14 protein-coding genes and 1 pseudogene are annotated in these 17,555 nt (G+C 53.8%); 11 read left to right on the plus strand and 4 right to left on the minus strand.

Going from position 1 to position 17,555, the window contains the following annotated elements:
* The first annotated feature begins 45 nt into the window (after window positions 1-45).
* The 4 genes from H3M12_RS04055 to H3M12_RS04070 all read left to right on the plus strand — a co-directional run bounded on the left by H3M12_RS04055 (window position 46) and on the right by H3M12_RS04070 (window position 4,598).
* Window positions 46-1,560, plus strand: coding sequence for an MFS transporter (locus tag H3M12_RS04055; protein WP_129033331.1), 1,515 nt, complete (start codon window positions 46-48; stop codon window positions 1,558-1,560).
* Between the two features lie 230 nt (window positions 1,561-1,790).
* The gene (locus H3M12_RS04060; protein ID WP_129033330.1) at window positions 1,791-3,236 is read left to right on the plus strand and encodes a phosphatase PAP2 family protein; all 1,446 of its coding nucleotides are present in this window, start codon (window positions 1,791-1,793) and stop codon (window positions 3,234-3,236) included.
* On the plus strand, window positions 3,233-3,508 hold the full coding sequence (locus H3M12_RS04065; protein WP_182150951.1) for a hypothetical protein: 276 nt from the start codon (window positions 3,233-3,235) through the stop codon (window positions 3,506-3,508). The genes H3M12_RS04060 and H3M12_RS04065 overlap by 4 nt, the downstream gene beginning before the upstream one ends.
* A gap of 214 nt (window positions 3,509-3,722) precedes the next feature.
* Window positions 3,723-4,598, plus strand: coding sequence for an aldo/keto reductase (locus H3M12_RS04070; protein ID WP_129033328.1), 876 nt, complete (start codon window positions 3,723-3,725; stop codon window positions 4,596-4,598).
* 121 nt (window positions 4,599-4,719) lie between these two features.
* Here the strand turns inward: H3M12_RS04070 and H3M12_RS04075 are convergent, their stop codons facing one another.
* Window positions 4,720-5,280, minus strand: a complete 561-nt coding sequence (locus tag H3M12_RS04075; protein WP_129033327.1) for a hypothetical protein — start codon at window positions 5,278-5,280, stop codon at window positions 4,720-4,722.
* A 402-nt stretch (window positions 5,281-5,682) separates the two neighbouring features.
* Here H3M12_RS04075 and H3M12_RS04080 point away from each other — a divergent pair, with 402 nt between their 5' ends.
* Window positions 5,683-8,190 (plus strand): MucBP domain-containing protein, encoded by a 2,508-nt coding sequence (locus H3M12_RS04080; RefSeq protein ID WP_182150952.1) that lies wholly within the window; start codon window positions 5,683-5,685, stop codon window positions 8,188-8,190.
* Between the two features lie 104 nt (window positions 8,191-8,294).
* Here H3M12_RS04080 and H3M12_RS04085 read toward each other — a convergent pair whose 3' ends face one another.
* Together H3M12_RS04085 and H3M12_RS04090 are read right to left on the minus strand one after the other, a co-directional pair.
* Entirely contained in the window at window positions 8,295-9,296 is a 1,002-nt protein-coding gene (locus H3M12_RS04085; RefSeq protein ID WP_182150953.1) for a choloylglycine hydrolase family protein, read from the minus strand.
* A gap of 97 nt (window positions 9,297-9,393) precedes the next feature.
* Window positions 9,394-10,515, minus strand: coding sequence for a family 20 glycosylhydrolase (locus tag H3M12_RS04090; protein WP_129033324.1), 1,122 nt, complete (start codon window positions 10,513-10,515; stop codon window positions 9,394-9,396).
* Window positions 10,516-10,745: 230 nt separating this feature from the next.
* Between H3M12_RS04090 and H3M12_RS04095 the strand changes: the two genes are divergently transcribed.
* From H3M12_RS04095 to H3M12_RS04115, 5 genes and pseudogenes are all read left to right on the plus strand, one after another.
* A complete protein-coding gene (locus tag H3M12_RS04095; RefSeq protein WP_129033323.1) occupies window positions 10,746-11,447 on the plus strand; it encodes an ABC transporter ATP-binding protein in 702 nt (233 codons plus the stop codon).
* 10 nt (window positions 11,448-11,457) lie between these two features.
* Window positions 11,458-12,927, plus strand: a complete 1,470-nt coding sequence (locus H3M12_RS04100) for an ABC transporter permease (protein ID WP_233449217.1) — start codon at window positions 11,458-11,460, stop codon at window positions 12,925-12,927.
* Window positions 12,928-13,019: 92 nt separating this feature from the next.
* The gene (locus H3M12_RS04105; protein WP_182150575.1) at window positions 13,020-14,018 is read left to right on the plus strand and encodes an IS30 family transposase; all 999 of its coding nucleotides are present in this window, start codon (window positions 13,020-13,022) and stop codon (window positions 14,016-14,018) included.
* Between the two features lie 7 nt (window positions 14,019-14,025).
* Window positions 14,026-15,153: pseudogene (locus tag H3M12_RS04110) on the plus strand (ABC transporter permease); the annotation flags it as partial.
* Between the two features lie 24 nt (window positions 15,154-15,177).
* Window positions 15,178-16,155 (plus strand): aldo/keto reductase, encoded by a 978-nt coding sequence (locus H3M12_RS04115; RefSeq protein WP_129032807.1) that lies wholly within the window; start codon window positions 15,178-15,180, stop codon window positions 16,153-16,155.
* Window positions 16,156-16,231: 76 nt separating this feature from the next.
* Here H3M12_RS04115 and map read toward each other — a convergent pair whose 3' ends face one another.
* On the minus strand, window positions 16,232-17,023 hold the full coding sequence (map, locus tag H3M12_RS04120) for a type I methionyl aminopeptidase (protein ID WP_182150954.1): 792 nt from the start codon (window positions 17,021-17,023) through the stop codon (window positions 16,232-16,234).
* Between the two features lie 166 nt (window positions 17,024-17,189).
* On the opposite strand from map, the gene H3M12_RS04125 reads away from it, so the two are divergent.
* A complete protein-coding gene (locus tag H3M12_RS04125) occupies window positions 17,190-17,495 on the plus strand; it encodes a hypothetical protein (RefSeq protein WP_182150955.1) in 306 nt (101 codons plus the stop codon).
* Window positions 17,496-17,555: the final 60 nt, after the last annotated feature.

Genomic DNA, 17,555 nt, shown 5'->3' on the forward strand with positions numbered 1-17,555 from the left:
GAGTTCTAGTATTCTAAGTAGTAACTTATCATCAAAATTACATAAATGAAGGAAGAGGTTTTCGTGAGTCGAGAGCGTAAGATTTTGGTTACGTGTGCGTTACTCTTATCTAACGCAATGGCGGGGCTGGATGCGACGATTGTCAACACCGCCCTCCCCGCGATTGTCAGCGACTTACACGGCATCCAGTACATGGGCTGGATTGTGGCCATCTTCCTACTAGGGATGGCGGTCGCGACACCGTTATGGAGTAAGTTTGGGGAACGTCACGGCAATAAGTTTGCCTACATTACCACGACCACGGTCTTCGCCGTGGGAGCGCTGTTTCAGGGGCTGGCCCCGAACGTCGCCTGGTTCATCATTGCCAGAGGCGTCATGGGGATTGGTGCCGGCGGGATGAGCACGATTCCGTTCATCATCTACGCGCAACTGTTTAGCAACTTGAAACGACGCGCGCAGGTCATCGGCATCACGTCGGCGAGTTTCAGTACCGCGTCGATTATTGGGCCACTGATTGGGGGCTGGATTGTCGATGCCTTTAGCTGGCACTGGGTCTTTTACCTCAACTTACCGCTGGCGGCACTATCCGTATTAATCGTTGGCTTGTTCTTCAAGAGCAACCTGGCGTTGAACCGGGCCCCCGTGGATTACCAAGGCGCTATCTTGATGGTACTCGGATTAGTCGCCATCTTGATTGGGATTCAGCTCTTGGGGACCGCCTCAATCTGGTTGACCGCGCTCTTCATTCTGTTGGGGTTGGCCTTACTTTGGCGGATGCACGGCGTGGAAAATCGCGTTAAGGATCCCATCGTGCCTAACCGACTGTTCCATAATTCGAAATTAGTAATCGATTTAATCATCTTTGCCTTTCTGTGGGGCTCGTTTGTGGCCTTCAACATCTACGTGCCGATGTGGGCCCAGGGCATCATGGGCCTTAGTGCGTTGATTGGCGGGATGACCCAGATTCCCGGGTCGATTGCGAACTTCTTGGGGTCGGAATTAGCCCCAGTGACCCAGGTCCATTTAGGACGCTACCAAGTTTTGGCTCTGGGAACGGCGACGTTCTTGATTACCTTCGTGGGGATGAGCCTGGTGGCCCAAACCGCCAGCTACACTTTCTTATTGGTGATGGGCGCCTTTAACGGCTTCGGCATCGGGGTCTGCTTCACGACCCTGCAGGTGGCCGTCCAAAGTGACGTTAGCACCCGTGACGTGCCGATTGCCACGTCGTTTGCCTACCTGGTCCGAATCTTGAGTCAAACCTTCATGTCGTCGATTTACGGGGTCATCTTGAATCAAGCTTTAATGGCTGGCGTCAAGGCTCATTCGGGTGAAATCACGATGAACATGCTCAATAAATTGAGCAACTCGCAAACGGCGGGGAGCTTGCCGGTCAGTCTGTTACCGCAGATGCGGACAATTTTGTTCAATGGGATGCACCACATCATGATCATGGCCTTGATTTTAGTTCTGGTCATCGTCTTGTTACTGGGTTACTTGTTGCTTCGGCAACACCGTGCCCCGGTCGTGGAACGGCAACATCAACAACATCCGGCTTAATCGTTAAAGCTTAAAGCGGTCCTCTGAGGACTGGTCAGTGACCAGTCCTCAGAGGATTTTTTGTAACGTGCGGATAGTCCCCATAATTAACGGATTTATAAGCAGGTAAAGGTTTCATCAGGGAACGGTACAGAGTTCGTAAAGGCCCCCAATTACGGGCCTTGATAGCTTACACTAGTCACTGGTACCAAGTTAATGCACTGACCATACGGAATAGGGAGGAAGATTTGATGAAACGAATGAAGCACCGGTTAGGGGCCACGCTGGCGACGGCCTTGGTCCTGTTTCCCCTGATGACCCCAGTTGCCCAGGCCAAGACCACGGCTGTGTCGCGCATGATTGCGCCGCACGCGGCCAGTTACGGGTACTACGTTGAGACTTACCAAAACAACGTGAAGGCCAACCAAACGATTACGACGAACCCCTCATTTGGCTTGCTGTACACCTTTGATAAGCTCTGGTCACCCACGGCAGGCCAAAAGGACCCCGACATGATTGCCAAAGCCATCGCGGTGACGGCCAAAGCGACCCAAACACGGTCGGCAGCCGAGATCAAGCGGTCGTATCTGACCGACCGCCGGGTTCTGATGTACAATTCGATTTCCGGTTTAGGCCCTTACGCCCAGGCGTTTATCCAAAATGCCGGGGCTAAGACGGACTACTACGATGTACCAGCCCAACCGCAACCTGGGAAGACCCCGTATTCCAAGGTCAAGTGGGCAGACCCAGAATCAAAGCTGGGCGCCATGGTCCAATTGGTCGAAAAGGCCCGGAAATACGGGGCTACGGGTGTGCCAAAACATTTCTTTAAATTCATTCGACCTTACCGCCAAGACCCGCAACATGTTCTGCCCAACCCGTATTTAGTCAACGTGATGCATGATGCGCCCCAGGACGACTACGACTTCCCGAGTGGTCACGCTAGCGGCGCCTTTGAGACCGGGGAAGTCTTTGCTTACGCGGTTCCGGAACGGTTCCAACAATCCCTAACCCGGTCCTCCGAAATTGGCTATGACCGGTTATTAGCCGGGCGGCACACCCCGCTCGCCGTGATGGGGAGCCGGATGTTCGGAACGGCTGTCACAGCCAGTGTCTTAAATGACCCGACAAACCAGACGTTGATGAAGCAAGCCTACGATGAAGCCCATTCAGCGGATCTCTTGAAGAGCCCGTTAGTGAACAAGAACGATGACGACTTTGCCAATTACCAAACTAACCAACGTAATTATCGTTACCGGATGACTTACGGCCTGCCTCAAATTGGCGATACCAAGATTGGCCCCCGGGTCCCAAAGGGCGCTGAAGTCCTCTTGGCCACACGGTTACCTTACCTCAGTCAACGCCAACGCCGCATTGCTTTGGCGACGACGGAACTGCCTTCGGGTTACCCCGTCTTAGACGATGCCGAAGGTTGGGGCCGCTTGGACCTCTTCTCGGCTGCTAACGGCTACGGGGCCTTACCGGAAACTACGAAGGTGACCATGGACGCCGCTCGCGGTGGGTTCAATGCCAAGGACACTTGGAAAAATGACCTGACCGGGAAGGGAAAGCTTATCAAGCAAGGCACGGGTTCCTTGACGCTAGATGGGCACAACCACTTCACCGGTGGCCTGCAAGTCAACCAAGGTGAGAACTACAACTGGGTACGGCGACCGCGGCTGGTCAAGGACAATTGAAGGTCCAAGCGGGAACGCTGACTACTACGGCACCCGTTAAATTGGCCAAGGGCTACCAGCAAACTCAGCGCGGGACGCTGGCGTTGACGGTGACCCGGGGCACGGCGTTGAAGATCCACGGTAAAGCGCGCTTAGCTGGGACTTTACGACTGACCCACGTTAAAGGGCTCAATGGCCGGCACGTCTTAGTGACCTTTGGTAGTCGCCACGGCAAGTTTGCCCACGTTTCAGGGCTTACCGAAGGGGTATCACGTGAAGTACACCGCGCATAAGCTGGAACTGGTGCGGCGATAAAACCAGTAACTCACCTAAAATAATGTGAATGTCTCAGTAATCGAGTGACTGATTACTGAGACATTTTACGGTTAGTTACGATTGTGGTGGGTGTCCAATCCCGTGACAGGTGAAATATTTGACTGTTTGTCGGGTAGGGGTAAACTAAGTTTGTTATCTGAATTGATAAACAACTATTGAGGAAGCGATTGAATGGCAACGATTAATGCAGCAAATGCAGGAACGTACGCTTTTGATGACACGTTTAAGGTCAACCGGTTAGGTTACGGGACCATGCAATTGACGGGACCTGGCACTTGGGGCCCGTATGCAGAACCGGAAAAGGGCATCCAGGTCGTTCAAAAGGCTCTGGATTACGGCATCAACTTCTTTGATACGGCCGATTCTTACGGCCCATGGTTTGCCGACCGGTATTTGGCAGCGGGCTTGAAGGGCGCTGCTAACCGGGACCAGATCTTTATTTCGGATAAGGTCGGTCAAACCCGGCAAGGCCCTGACGTCTGGACGCCACATGGTGAACCTAACTACCTGCGCCAACAGGTCGAAGTTTCCATGATGACCTTGGGCATCGACCATGAAGATTTAGTCTTCTTGCACCGAATCGATTCACACTTCTCGATTGCAGATCAAGTGGGTGAATTGAAGAAACTCCAAGACGAAGGTAAAATCAAGCACATCGGTTTGAGCCAAGTTTCCGTGGACCAAATCAAGGAAGCCCAAAAGGTTGCCAAGATTGACGCAATCGAAAACCTCTATAACGTTTCGGACCACCACGATGATGACGTGGTCGACTACGCGGCGGACCAAAACATGGCCTTCTTACCATGGTTCCCACTGGCTACCGGTGAATTGGCGAAGTCCGGGAGCGTTTTGAGCACGATTGCCAAGAAGTACAACGTCAGTCCCGCTCAAATCGCATTGGCTTGGTTACTCAAGCGGTCGGACAACATTATCCCAATCCCTGGGACCAGTTCCGTGGATCACTTGGCGGACAATGTTGCGGCCGCAAACGTCGACTTATCGACAGCCGACTTCAACGACCTCAGTGAATTAAGCACTAAAAAGTAAGTCAAATTAAAAGTTACTCAAATAGGACCGCCAGTCATTGCGACTAGCGGTCCTTTATTGTGGCACGAAAAGGGTGTTACCCGTAAGTTCTGGCAACACCTCAGTAGATTATTGAAGTCAATTAGTCGGCGGCTTTGATTTTACCGACCGCGATGGGGAGAGTCACGTGAGCATCGTAGTGGCCGACTTCACCGGCAACGGTGTCCGGTAAGTCGAGGTCTTGAGCCACACCATGAATGTAAATAACCCGCTTGTCGAGGTCGAGGTCGTCCGTTCCAAAAACTTCGTGGAACTTGGCCTGAAGGTCGGCCAGAGGGACTTCGATTTGATAAGCAAAGTGACCGTCCGCGTCCGAAACGGGGTAGTTGTCGTTAGGGACGTTCATCTTGTGGGGCGCGTTATCGAAGGGCACCATAGTCGTTCCGGAAACGGCTTCCGTTTCGGGTAAGTCGACGAAGCCGTCCTGGTTGGCGTCTTGAGCCATCGTGGCAATTTGGGCGTCTTGGCCGTCAGGGAAACCATGGAAGTGTTCCCAATGTTGGGTGTTGGCCGGGGTATCGAACATTTCAATCTTGATCTTTAAAGTGTTGTCATCCTGTTCAAAAGTTGCCTCACCGTGGGCCTGAGTACCAATCTTTTCGGCGTTTAACGGCACGATTTGAGCGATGTATTTTTTCGTCATGGTAAGTTCCTCCTTCAGAAATTGGTTGAGCACCTTAAGTATACGCCACCCGTTACCTGTTAACCAATTTAATTGCTTACAATTGATTGAATATTTTAGAAAACAGTTGAAATTGGCCAGTGGGCATTTGAATAAAATTATCACATGGTTAGCGGCTATCTATTAACATATTTATAAACCATTTAGATAATTTATCAACTAGACATAATGAAATTAGTCAATTCCATTTAAGCCATTAAAACTCTGCGATCAACGCTTTTTTACGCTCTTTAAAAGAGGGATAGGTTAAACCATCAATTACCTGACGGTTCATTATATCGCTGGTTATCTCTATTAATGATATACTGAAATCAATCATGAGTGGTGAACAGTTAATGAAGGACATCAAAGGGGATCATGAACATGAAAACAAGGGTCAAGAGTGTTAATCGGCGGGGGACTACTCGGTGGTTGGTCGCGGGGGCTACGGCGTTGACCTTAACGTTGCTGGGAGGCAACGCTCACGCGGCAACGCCACCAGCTATGGCGACCCCAACACCGAATCAAAGTGTTATGTCGGGGTCACAAGCCGCCACTTCAGCGTCCCAAGTGACGTTAGCGCCTACGACTAGCCCAGCGGAAAAAGAAACAACGGGGTCCGGTTCGGCGGCACCCGGTAGTTCCGCGGCAGCGTCAGGCGCAGGTGCAGATACAAGTTCCAGCGCCTTACAGACGCCCGTCGCGGCTACCATCGCCGCCGTACCGGCATTTACGCCGGTAACTAGCGACCCGCCAGAGAACGCACTAGCACCATCGCCGGCCGCGACGTCAACGCCGGATACGACCACAGTACCGACGACCGTCACACCCCCTATGAGTGCGGCTAGTTCCGCGGCTCCATCCAGCGTTTCGCCCGCCGTTTTAATGGCCCAGGAGGCGGCTCAAGCGGCACAAAAAGTGGACGCGCAACCAAGTGGGACCACGGCCGCCTTGCGGCCTACGCGGCGGGTCGGGGCAACCCGGCCGGTCAAGGTATCCGCCGCGAATGCCGTGGTGGACGAATTAGCTGATACGCTGGCCAGTGAACCCAACTCAATCGACGAGTGGCTTCCCAATACCCGGTTGCAGAAAATCATCTTACAAACCTTACAGCGCAACAATCCCGGGCAGACCTGGACCAGCGTGGACGACATCACCCAAGCGGATATGGCATTATTGACCCGTTTAGTGGCCGGCGATGATACCTATATCGATGGCCACACACCATACTCGTTAGAAGGGTTACAGTACGCGGTCAACTTGGATTATTTGATGCTCCAGTCCCGAGTCGACACGGCCTATTTCGGCGACATTGTGGATATCAGCCCGTTTGCGAGCTTGAAGAACTTGACGGGTCTGCACCTTTCGGGGAACCGGATTGAAGACATCACGCCGTTGGCCGGGCTCACCAAACTGACCGAATTGGGACTCAATTTCAATTACATCGGGGACTTTTCGAGTCTCAAAGACCACCAGTTCAAGTCCTTTTCCGGGTGGCAACAGGTCATCTATCTGCCACGAGTCCGGGTCAATGAGGTGACTCGGACAGCACACCTGGCCGGCGGGTACAAGCTACGCGATGGGAGCGTTGGTCCGTTAACTGGCCGCCAGAGAATCTTGGTCCCGGTCCGGGTTAACGTGAATACGGGACGATACGTGTACAAGGCCTACTATACGGGCGGCAATCCGGTTTCGACCAGCGATGGTGGGGTCGACTACAACACGATTCAAGACCCGGGACAACCCATCACCGCCTTGCCAGATCAGCCCAACATCGATTTGGAACCGGTCGATCAGCATTACTATTTGACTGGGACCTATCTCGAGGGTGCGAGTCCCTATTTCTACGTGATTCAACCCTACGATTTGGCCGCGCCGGCCGCCACGGTCACGGCGCAACATCAAGATACCCAGGGTGAAAAATTAGCTGAGGACGTGGTGTTGAACGCCGATGGGACCCATTTGGTCGGCGACCCCTATACCACCGAAGCGCTGACGCTACCGGGGTACGTCTTGCATGCCACTACCGGCGCCGCACCGAGTGGGACCTACGCGGTAGATCCGCAAGTGGTGACTTACACGTACGAGGCCGAAACTCAGGCGCAAAGTACCGTCACGGTCCATTACGTCGATAACACGCGCAAAGTGTTGCGCGACCCCCTGGTCTTAAGCGGTAAGCTAGGCGAGGCTTATACCACCGAAGCGGCAACGATTCCAGGTTACAAACTGACCGGCACGCCCGCCAACGCGAGTGGGGTGTACACGACGGAAAACAGCGACGTGGTTTACACTTATCAAGCTGAGGATCCGGGGGTCGTGGAACCCCCAGTCGAAACGGGAACCGTCACGGTGCACTACGTCGACCAAAAAGGCACGCCGTTACGGGCCACGACCACGTTGAGTGGCACGGTAGGGACGCCTTATAGCACCGAAGCGGCGACAATCTCGGGCTACGAGGTTCTGGGAGAACCGACCAACGCGACGGGGACCTACACCCATGACCCGCAAACGGTCACCTATGTTTATGTCAAACTCAGTACCGGTGGTGGCGGAGATGAAGGCACTCCCGAAGAACCGACACCGCCAACCCCACCGACCCCGACCGTTCCGCAGCCGGGACCCGGTGGGAGCACCGGGGGCAGTGGTAACCAGGGAGGACCGGGTCAAATGACGGCTGGCCCTCAGCGGCCAGGTTTGACCACGGCCGGGGCTGGTGCGACGGTCACAATCGCTAAAGGCACCGCCACCGTACCGGCCACACGCCAAGCCACAACGCCAACCACGACCTTACCCCAGACCAACGAAAAGTCTTCGACTGGCGTAATTGCGGCTGGTCTGGCGCTATTGACCGGTTTGTTGGGCCGCCTTGGGTGGCGCCGACGGAAACTATGATGGGTCTTTTTCAGAAGCATTAGCTTCGCAAATCACAATAAAAGGCAACTTACGCCAACCAATCACGGCTGGTGTAAGTTGCCTTTAGTTTTTCATGCAGCTGGTTATTTCGACGGTTGGGTCGCGGTCAAATCCTGCAGGTGCACGGCGTGGGTAATCGGGTACTCCGTGGGTTCGGTCAGATTGTCTAGCAAGTCGTCAGAAAGCGTGACGCCCTGGAGGACCTGGTTGTCGTAAGGTTCCAGGTAGTAGGCCAAATCGGTGAGGCTCATGTAACCGCGGTACTGGGTGTAATCGCTGTGACCATCGTCTTTTAATTTGACGCCTTTAGGAATCGTCACCGCATTAAGCAGGTGTTGTAAGAGATTCAAGGACCCCGGAATCGTGGTGGTCTGGTCCGCGTAGTTCTTTAAAAAGGTGGTCCGGATGAACCGGGATGGCGAGGTGAAATCACCAGGCAACCCTAATGCGCCGGTCCCCGGGCCCTGGGTCTTGAGCGTCTTGCCCATCAATGGGGCTAAGGGCCGTTCCTGATTGGTCAGGGTGCCATAGGTGCTGAGGTTTTGCAGGTGCCAGTCAAGCCGCGGTGAATTGGTCATCACGCCGACCGGGTCGTCGATTAAATGCAAATCGCCACTCGTTGGTTCGAGCAGTTTAGTCTGGCCGGTGCGGTTGCTGACGATAAAGTGCAGGGGTGGCGTGCCGCCCAGCATTTCGGTAGGCACGTCGATCAAGGCGACCTGTTGGACCTTAGCCGCCAGGTCGGTCAGACTGCTGGCGTTGCCCAAAGCCCAGGCTACGAAGTCTTGCGGCGCGATGCCGAGTTTGTCGGCTGGCGTGTCCTCCAGGTATTGCACGTTACTAGGGAAATACAACGCGGCGATGGCTAAGCCGTGTTCGTTGACCCCGTCACTGTACATCTCGTGGTCGAGTTGCCGGCCGGCGCCGACAAAGCCGTACTGCGTGGTGTAGGTTCCGGCGTCCCCTGCGACGGTATAGTGGCGGGGCATGACCATGATGCGCGCGTCAAAGTCGAGGTCGAAGTCCATGGTTCGATCTAGGAAGTGGTCCCCACGACTGTTGGTATAGGTTAAGCTGGTGCACATGTGAATCATCTCGTTTCTTCTGAATTAGGTCTAGTTTAAGGCCAATCGATTGAAATAGTGAGTGATTACATGATTAATGTGGGACATAGTTAGTTTATTATTTGAACGGTGTGGTCCGCGTCATCGTGAAATAGGTGGTCAAGAAGGGCCGGGTCAGGCGGTAGACCTGCTTTTGCGAATAGGTCTTCTTCCCATCGCCCCAGATGGAAATGGCCGAACCGAGGTTGTTAGGGCTAGTGGCGCGGGCCGACTGGTTGGTCTTGTCCCAAATCTGGGGCGTCCAGTTGGTCTTCAAATCACGTTGCCAGTAAGTTCGATTGGCTGTGGTGAAGGTCTTAGGCTGGGTGATCACGTAGAGGTACCAAAAGTTGGCGTTGATGGTCTGAAAGCCAGCCGCGTTGAGCTGGGGCAAGGTGGCCCGTAACCGGCGGCGTTGCCGGGACAGCTTGGCACTAGCGCTTTCGCCGTCGTAACTCCAGTAGGTCACCAGAATATGGTGGTCGAGGTGCGGCAAGTCGGCACGCATCAAGCCGTCATTCCACATCATGGTTTTCAAGTGATGTTGCCGCAGGTAGTGGCTCAACCCGTTGGTGTAAGTCACGGTGTTGGGTTGATTAGGTTGGGCGGCGCTACTGTACTCGTCGCCACCGATGGCCAGGTGTTGCCCCGGCCGCAACAGACCCACGTATTCGCCCAGCAGGCGTTTAACGAACGGCAACGTTTCCTTGGCGTGGAGGTTCAGTTCGTGGTGCGCCGCGATGCGGGTCGCCAGTTTGCGGTTGGCTGGACTCGATACTCGTAACAACTGGATCAGTGCGCGGGTGTGTCCCGGGGTGTCGATCTCGGGGATGACCTCGACGCTATGTTTATGGCCGTAAGCGACCAACGTTTTCAACTGGGCCTTGCTTAAAAAGGCCAACCTGTTGCGGCGGTTGTAGTAGACCTGGCCCTTCTTACGGGCGGCTTTGACGGTCTGGCCCAAGTGGGCGTTTTCAAGGCCGAAACGGGTATCATCCGTGAGGTGGAGCTGTAAAAATCGGCCCCCGCCCACGTGGACCTCGCGGATGAAGCGTTTGAGCGTGGTCACCGAATAGTATTGGCGCGCGGCGTCCAAGATGAGTCCCGTTTGTTGCGGCGCGGCTTGTGCGCGTTGGGGACCGCTATTGAGGGCCAGACAACTGGCCAGAAAAACAATGAAAATAATGCCAAGACGACGCATAAAACTCCCTCCCCACAACTGCTTTGACTTTAAATATACAAGCTAATTGCGGATTTAGAAACCATTTGGTTTTGATTACGCAAATCACGCCGTAAGCTTGCGAGATGTCGCGGGTAATCGCCCGGTGAGAGCACCCGTAAACGTGCTAAAATAGAAAAGAATTGTCCGGATCAAGCGCAGGTGTTGGTCCGGGATTAAATGTTATCGGATACATTAAAGGAGGATTGTTCGTGGCATATATTGAAGTGCGGCACGTGACGCGCGAGTTTCGGAGTGGCACCCAAACGACGGTGGCCAACCGGGACCTGTCGTTTGAAGTGGAACGCGGGAACGTGGTCACGATTTTAGGACCTAGTGGAGCCGGTAAATCAACCCTGTTAAACATTTTAGGGGGGATGGATACGCCGACCAGTGGTGAAGTGTTGATCGACGGCACCGACATCGCCAAATTCTCGACCAAGCAATTGACGACCTACCGGCGACAAGCGGTGGGCTTCGTGTTTCAGTTTTACAACCTGATTTCCAATTTAACGGCCCGAGAAAACGTCGAACTGTCGTCACAGATTACCCAGGACGCCCGCGACGTGTCGGAGACCTTGGAGCTGGTGGGGTTGAGTCAACGGGCACAGAACTTCCCGGCCCAACTCTCCGGGGGCGAACAGCAACGGGTGGCCATCGCCCGGGCGGTCGCCAAGAAGCCGAAATTGTTGTTGTGTGATGAGCCGACCGGCGCGTTGGATTACAAGACGGGGAAACAAGTCTTGCGGGTGATTCAAGACGCCGCCCAACAGACGCAGACCACGGTCATCATCGTGACCCATAACAGTGCCATCGCCCAGATGGGGGACCTGGTCATTCGCATTAACGACGCTCAGATTCAGTCCGTGACGCCGAACGCCCACCCGACGCCATTAGACGAGATTACGTGGTAGGTGAACGCCAATGACAAAGACCTATTTAAAAGCAATTTTACGTGAGATTTGGCGGTCGAAGGCCCGCTTCGTGTCGATTATCTTGATTATTTTCTTAGGGGTGGCCTTTTACACCGGGATTCGGGCGACCGGCCCGGATATGTCGCAGGCCGCGACGGATTATTACCGGACGCAGAAGCTGGCGACCAACAGCGTGCAATCGACGCTGGGCTTGACGGCTAGTGACAAGAAGGTTTTGGCTAAACACAGTGACCAACTGACTTATCAGGCCGTGCGGTACTTGGATCTGACCCAGCTGAATAACAACCGGGTGATCCGGGTCACCGAACTACCAACGACTCAGAAGCTGGACCAGTTGACCGTGACCCAGGGGCGCTTGCCGCGCAAAGCCAACGAAATCGTGTTGGACGCGCAGGCTAAGCAACTTGAGCCCAAACTCAAGGTGGGTTCGGCTTACCACATCGTCAGCACGGCCAAAACCAATAAGAAATTGACCCGACGAACGTTTAAAATCGTAGGCTTCGTAAAGTCACCACGGTACGTGGAAAATACGGACCGCGGCGTGACCACCGTGGGCAAGGGGACCTTGGATTACCTGGCTTACGTCCGGCCAGGCACCTTGAAGTCGCGCACGACCACGCGGTTTGACGTGGGCTTCAAGAACCTGCAACACGTAACGCCGTATTCGGCGAAGTACAAGCGGCTCAACCGCGAGAATACCAAAAAGTTGAAGGCGTGGTTAGCGCCACAGGCGAAGAAGCGTCAGCAACAGTTACAGCGGCAAGCCACGAAAAAATTAGCGCCGTTGAAGCAACAGTTGGCCGGTTTACGCCAACAGTTACCAACGACCCAAACGGCCGTGACTAAGCTGAGTGCCCAACTGAAAAAGGCCCAGGCTAAGGTCGAGGCCATCCCCAAGGCGACCTACCTCTACACGGACCGTAGTGACAACCCGGGGTACACTGAATACCACGAGAACACCCAACGCGTGGTGGCCTTATCGACGGTCTTTCCACTCTTCTTCATCGCGATTGCGGCACTGATCTGCCTGACTACGATGACCCGGATGGTCGAGGAACTCCGCTTACAAATGGGGACCTTGAAAGCGTTAGGCTACAGTAACACCGCCGTGGGTAGCGAGTTCATGCTTTACGGTGGCTTAGCGGCCGTCATTGGTACGGCACTGGGCGTGCTGTTTGGCGTCAACTTCTTCCCGCGGTTTATCGCCCAGGCGTACGGCAGCATGTACAACCTGCCGGCCATCGGGGTCCAATACCTTTGGGTCGACATCGTGGTGGCCTTAGTGATTGCCTTGGCCTGCACCTTGGGCAGTGCGCTGGTGGTCTTACGGGTCGACCTACGCAGCTTGCCCGCCAAGCTACTCCAACCCAAGGCCCCTAAAGCAGGAAAGACTCTGTGGCTGGAACGGTGGACCGGGCTATGGCGCCGGTTGAGTTTTAACCGACGAATTTACAATTGAAGTGCAACAAGTAAGAAAATAAAAATAGACTCCTAGCCTGAGTCCTGTAGAATGAAGTCACCATAACAATCATCTAAAGGAGTTCTTAGGCTATGAGTCCATATACACATCTTACCTTAAAAGACCGCGAATGCATACTGTTAGGTGTAACTTTACACCATACTTACCAGGTTATTGCCAATCAAATCGGTTGTTCCAAAGCCACTGTGTCACGAGAAATTAAACGCAACGGCGGTCGGGGCGCCTATTCCGCCGTAAAAGCCCAGCAGAACTATCAACAGCGCCGATTAAAGAGTCGCCGCCTCAGGGTACTGGAGAATTTAAAGCTACGCGACTTTGTCCTTCACTGCATTCTTCAACGACAATGGTCACCCGAGCAAATCGCCGGTCGTTTATCTTTAGAGACCAGTAATTGGCATATCAGCTACAACACGATTTATCGCGGAATTGAACGAAATAATTTAGGCGTTAAACGTAAAAGTCATGGGGCTCGAGGATTCGCTCGAAAGTTACGACATCGTGGGAAAACTCGTAAGGTTAAAGGAACTGTCAACGAACGACGTGGCCGTTTTAATAATGTCCCATCAGTCCATGAACGACCAGTCTCATGTGAGAATCGGACTCGTTTTGGCCATTGGGAAGGCGATACCGTTCGCGGCAAGGTCGGGCGTTCGGGTTTAGTGTCACTGGTCGACCGTAAGTCACGATACCTTCTGTCTGAGCGTGTACCCAAAGTGAATGCCAAGAATGTGACCCAAGCGATGATCGACCTCCTGCATACAGTCACACCTAAACGCGTTCGTACGCTTACACCAGACCGAGGTACAGAGTTTGCGGGTTATCGTGAAGTCGGTAAAGAGCTTGGTATCTCAGTCTATTTTCCAGACCCGCACGCACCACAACAACGTGGGACCAACGAAAATACCAATGGTCTCATCCGAGAGTATTTTCCCAAAGGAACTGACCTTGATGAACTGACCGATCAAGATATCGCGAAGTTTGTCAGGAATTTAAATAATCGCCCCCGTAAGGTCTTAGGCTGGAAGACACCATCTGAAGTTTTCTTCGGTAAAAAGTTACACTTGATTTGACAATTCGTCCCACAAAATCACCCTGCGGAACCTGTTCCGTTATAAGCAACGGTTGATCATGACGGTGCTGGGGATTGCCGGTTGTATGGCCATGATGATCACCGGGTTCGGCTTGAAGGACTCGATTGGCGACATTAGCACCAAGCAGTTCAACGACCTCTGGCACTACGACGCCATCGTGACGCGTAGCGGCGACCAGACCGCCAGTGAAAAACGAGCGTTGAAGCAGGCGACTAACTATAAAGGAAGTTTGACGCTCCAGTCGACCCAGGTCGCGGCGAAACAAAGCGGCGTGGCCGAGCAGACCGTCACGTTGAGCGTCCCGCAGACACCGAAGCGGTTGAGCCAATTCGTGACCTTGCGTAACCGCCAGACTCACAAAGCTTACACCCTGCCAAAGACGGGCGCCGTCATCGACGAGAAACTCGCCAAGCTGTACCACGTAGAAGTGGGCGACAAGTTGGCCGTTAAACCGGCCGGCCAAAAGACCCGCCACGTCAAGGTCGCGGCCATCGCCGAAAACTACATCAACCACTTCATCTACTTGAGCCCCCAGGCGTATCGCAAAGCCTTTCACCAGGCACCGGTCTACAATGGAAACTTGGTGAAGTTGCATAAGACCAGTGAGAAGGCAGGGAACGCCTTTGCCGACCGCTTGTTACGGCACAAGGGAATTCAAAACGTGACGTTGATGGCCGCCCAGCGGGAGACCAATTTCAAGTCGCTGGATAGCATGAATCTGGTCGTGTTGATCTTTGTGATTTCAGCAGGTGCTTTAGCGTTAGTGGTATTGTATAATTTAACTAATATCAACGTGTCCGAACGGATTCGGGAATTGTCGACCATCAAGGTCCTGGGCTTTTACGACCACGAGGTAACGATGTATATTTTCCGGGAGAACCTGATTTTGACGGTCCTGGGGATCCTGGTCGGGTGCTTCTTAGGGGATTGGCTCCACGCCTACATCTTACAGACGGCGGAGACCAACGCGCTGATGTTCTCGCCCGGGATTCACCCCGTGAGTTACTTGTACGCGGCCGTGCTCACGCTAGCCTTTAGCTTGCTGGTGATGGGCATCATGCACGTCAAGCTCAAACGGGTCAACATGTTGGACGCGTTAAAATCAGTTGATTAGCCGGAAATAGAAGGAGGAGTCAAGATGCATTATCGAAAATTTGGTGACACGGGGTTTGACATCAGCGAGGTCTCATTAGGGACCTGGCAACTCGGTGGCAAGTGGGGCGCGCCGTTTGACGAACAAGATGCCTTGGACACCCTGGCAGAAGCCTATGACCAGGGCGTGAACTTCTTTGACACCGCCGATGGGTACCAGGGCAGTCTCAGTGAAAAGGCCGTGGGAAAGTTCTTGCAGACCCACCCGGACGTGCACTTCACCACGAAATTGGGTCGTAAAGAAGAACCGTTAACGGCCGAACGTTTTGACCCGCAACACGTGGACCAATACGTCGATGCGTCCCGGCAAAACATGGGCGTCGACGCCTTGGACATGGTATTGCTACACTGTCCGCCGACTGAGGTGTACTACAGTCCCGAAACCTTCTTCGAACTGGACCGGCTGAAACAGGCCGGTAAGATTCGCCACTACGGGGTCAGCGTGGAAAAGGTCGAACAGGGCATTAAGGCGCTGGACTACAACGTTTCGGCCGTCGAAATCATCTTCAACATGTTCCGCTTACGGCCAGCGGACCTCTTCTTTGACCTCGCCAAGAAGCAACACGTGGGCATCTTGGCCCGGGTCCCCTTGGCCAGTGGCTTACTGACCGGGAAGTTTACCGCTGACACTAAGTTTGCGGCAGACGATCACCGGGCCAACAACCGTAACGGGGAACATTTCGATAAAGGGGAAACCTTCTCTGGGGTCGATTACCTGACGGGCGTCAAGGCCGCGGCTGAACTGCAAAAGCGGTTGGGCACGGACAACCTGGCGGCTACGGCGTTACGCTACATCTTGATGAACGACGCGGTTTCCGCCGTGATTCCAGGGGCTAGCAACCCGACGCAAATCGAGCGCAATACCAGCGCCGCCGACCTGCCTGCGTTGACGCCGGACCAGATGGCCATCGTCCGTGACGTTTACGACCAGTACGTGAAGAATCCGGTTCACTACCTCTGGTAAAATTTTGACAACTAACCTAAAAAGCGCCCACCACGATAACGTGTGGTGGGCGCTTTTTGACGCAATAAAGTTAAGTTTAGAGCAGGTACTTGGCGTCGATGTCCGGGTCTTGCGACGTCAAGATCTTTGGCCCGTCCTTGGTGATGGCCAGGGTGTGTTCGTACTGGCAGGATAACGACCCGTCAGCGGAGACATAGTATTCCCAGTTGTCCTTGTCGAGCTTGTCGGTCAGTTCGAAGGTCCCCAAGTTGACCATCGGTTCGATGGTGATGACCATGCCTTCGCGTAACCGGATACCGTGGCCGGCTTCACCGTAAGCGGGAACGTCGGGTTCTTCGTGCATTTCGGTGCCGATCCCGTGGCCAATCAGGTCGCGGACGTCACCCATGTGGTTTTGGGTCTCGACGTAGTCCTGAATGGCCGCGCCGATGTCGCCGATGCGGTTACCGATAACCGATTGGTCGATGCCCAGGTACAGGGCTTTGCGGGTAACATCCATCAAACGTTTGACGTCGTCGCTGACGTCGCCGACTGCGTAAGCCCAGCAGGAGTCGGCCTGGTAGCCGTCCAAAGAGACGGTCATGTCGACCTTGACCAGGTCACCGTTCTTCAACAGACGACCCTTTTGTGGCGCCATGTGGGCGACCTCGTCGTTGATACTGATGCAAGTGGCGTAGTGGTAGCCATCGACGTCCTTTTCGGACGGAATGGCGCCGTGGTCGGCGCAGTACTGGGTGGTAAACTTCTCGATTTCCCAGCTATCGATACCGGGCTTGATCAGGTTCCGTAAGCCTAAATGGATGTTGGCCAGTAAGGTGCCGACAGCGTTCATTTTTTCAATTTCACGTGGTGATTTAATGGTAATCAAAATTGAACCTCCTAATTATTCTCTACGGGTTTAAATGTACACTACTTGCGCTTGGATATCCAGACGCAGGGGACAACGGCGCAATGATTTAGTCGGTAAGTCGTCACAAAACGAAATGATTGTGGGTGGCCAGTTAGCGATGAAAGCGATAACCTTGGAGGCATAAGTGTCAAAAATCAACGGAGATGGTGCGAGCGTGCGACAATTAGGGCGATATGTCATCAAAATTTTAGTTCTGACGGTGGGAGCAGTGGGGCTGTTGACTTGGGTCACGACGGTCCAACCAGCGAGTTCCACGGAAAAAACGGCCCAAGAAGCCAGCAGTTATTCCCCCAGTCGCCACTATCGACGCGGTGAATTAGTGGTTTTTCGTAATCACATCTATCGGGTTCAACAGGCCACGGGTCCGTTGCGGCAGTCGGGGAATGTGACCCGGTTGGACCCGCAGATGTTTCAACCCGTGCAAGACTAGGCGGGCCAGCTCACATCATGTTATCAATGATTATTAATAACATAGAATGAGCGATTTTTT

This window comes from Levilactobacillus suantsaii (assembly GCF_014069315.1).
Classification (GTDB): Bacteria; Bacillota; Bacilli; order Lactobacillales; family Lactobacillaceae; genus Levilactobacillus; species Levilactobacillus suantsaii.

Excerpts from the sequence above, each read along its gene's own strand:
- H3M12_RS04115 (WP_129032807.1), top strand. The coding sequence starts at position 15,178 with ATGCATTATCGAAAATTTGGTGACACGGGGTTTGACATCAGCGAGGTC.
- H3M12_RS04100 (WP_233449217.1), top strand. The coding sequence starts at position 11,458 with ATGACAAAGACCTATTTAAAAGCAATTTTACGTGAGATTTGGCGGTCG.
- H3M12_RS04105 (WP_182150575.1), top strand. The coding sequence starts at position 13,020 with ATGAGTCCATATACACATCTTACCTTAAAAGACCGCGAATGCATACTG.
- H3M12_RS04080 (WP_182150952.1), top strand. The coding sequence starts at position 5,683 with ATGAAAACAAGGGTCAAGAGTGTTAATCGGCGGGGGACTACTCGGTGG.
- H3M12_RS04070 (WP_129033328.1), top strand. The coding sequence starts at position 3,723 with ATGGCAACGATTAATGCAGCAAATGCAGGAACGTACGCTTTTGATGAC.
- H3M12_RS04090 (WP_129033324.1), bottom strand. The coding sequence starts at position 10,515 with ATGCGTCGTCTTGGCATTATTTTCATTGTTTTTCTGGCCAGTTGTCTG.
- H3M12_RS04085 (WP_182150953.1), bottom strand. The coding sequence starts at position 9,296 with ATGTGCACCAGCTTAACCTATACCAACAGTCGTGGGGACCACTTCCTA.
- H3M12_RS04055 (WP_129033331.1), top strand. The coding sequence starts at position 46 with ATGAAGGAAGAGGTTTTCGTGAGTCGAGAGCGTAAGATTTTGGTTACG.
- H3M12_RS04075 (WP_129033327.1), bottom strand. The coding sequence starts at position 5,280 with ATGACGAAAAAATACATCGCTCAAATCGTGCCGTTAAACGCCGAAAAG.
- H3M12_RS04060 (WP_129033330.1), top strand. The coding sequence starts at position 1,791 with ATGAAACGAATGAAGCACCGGTTAGGGGCCACGCTGGCGACGGCCTTG.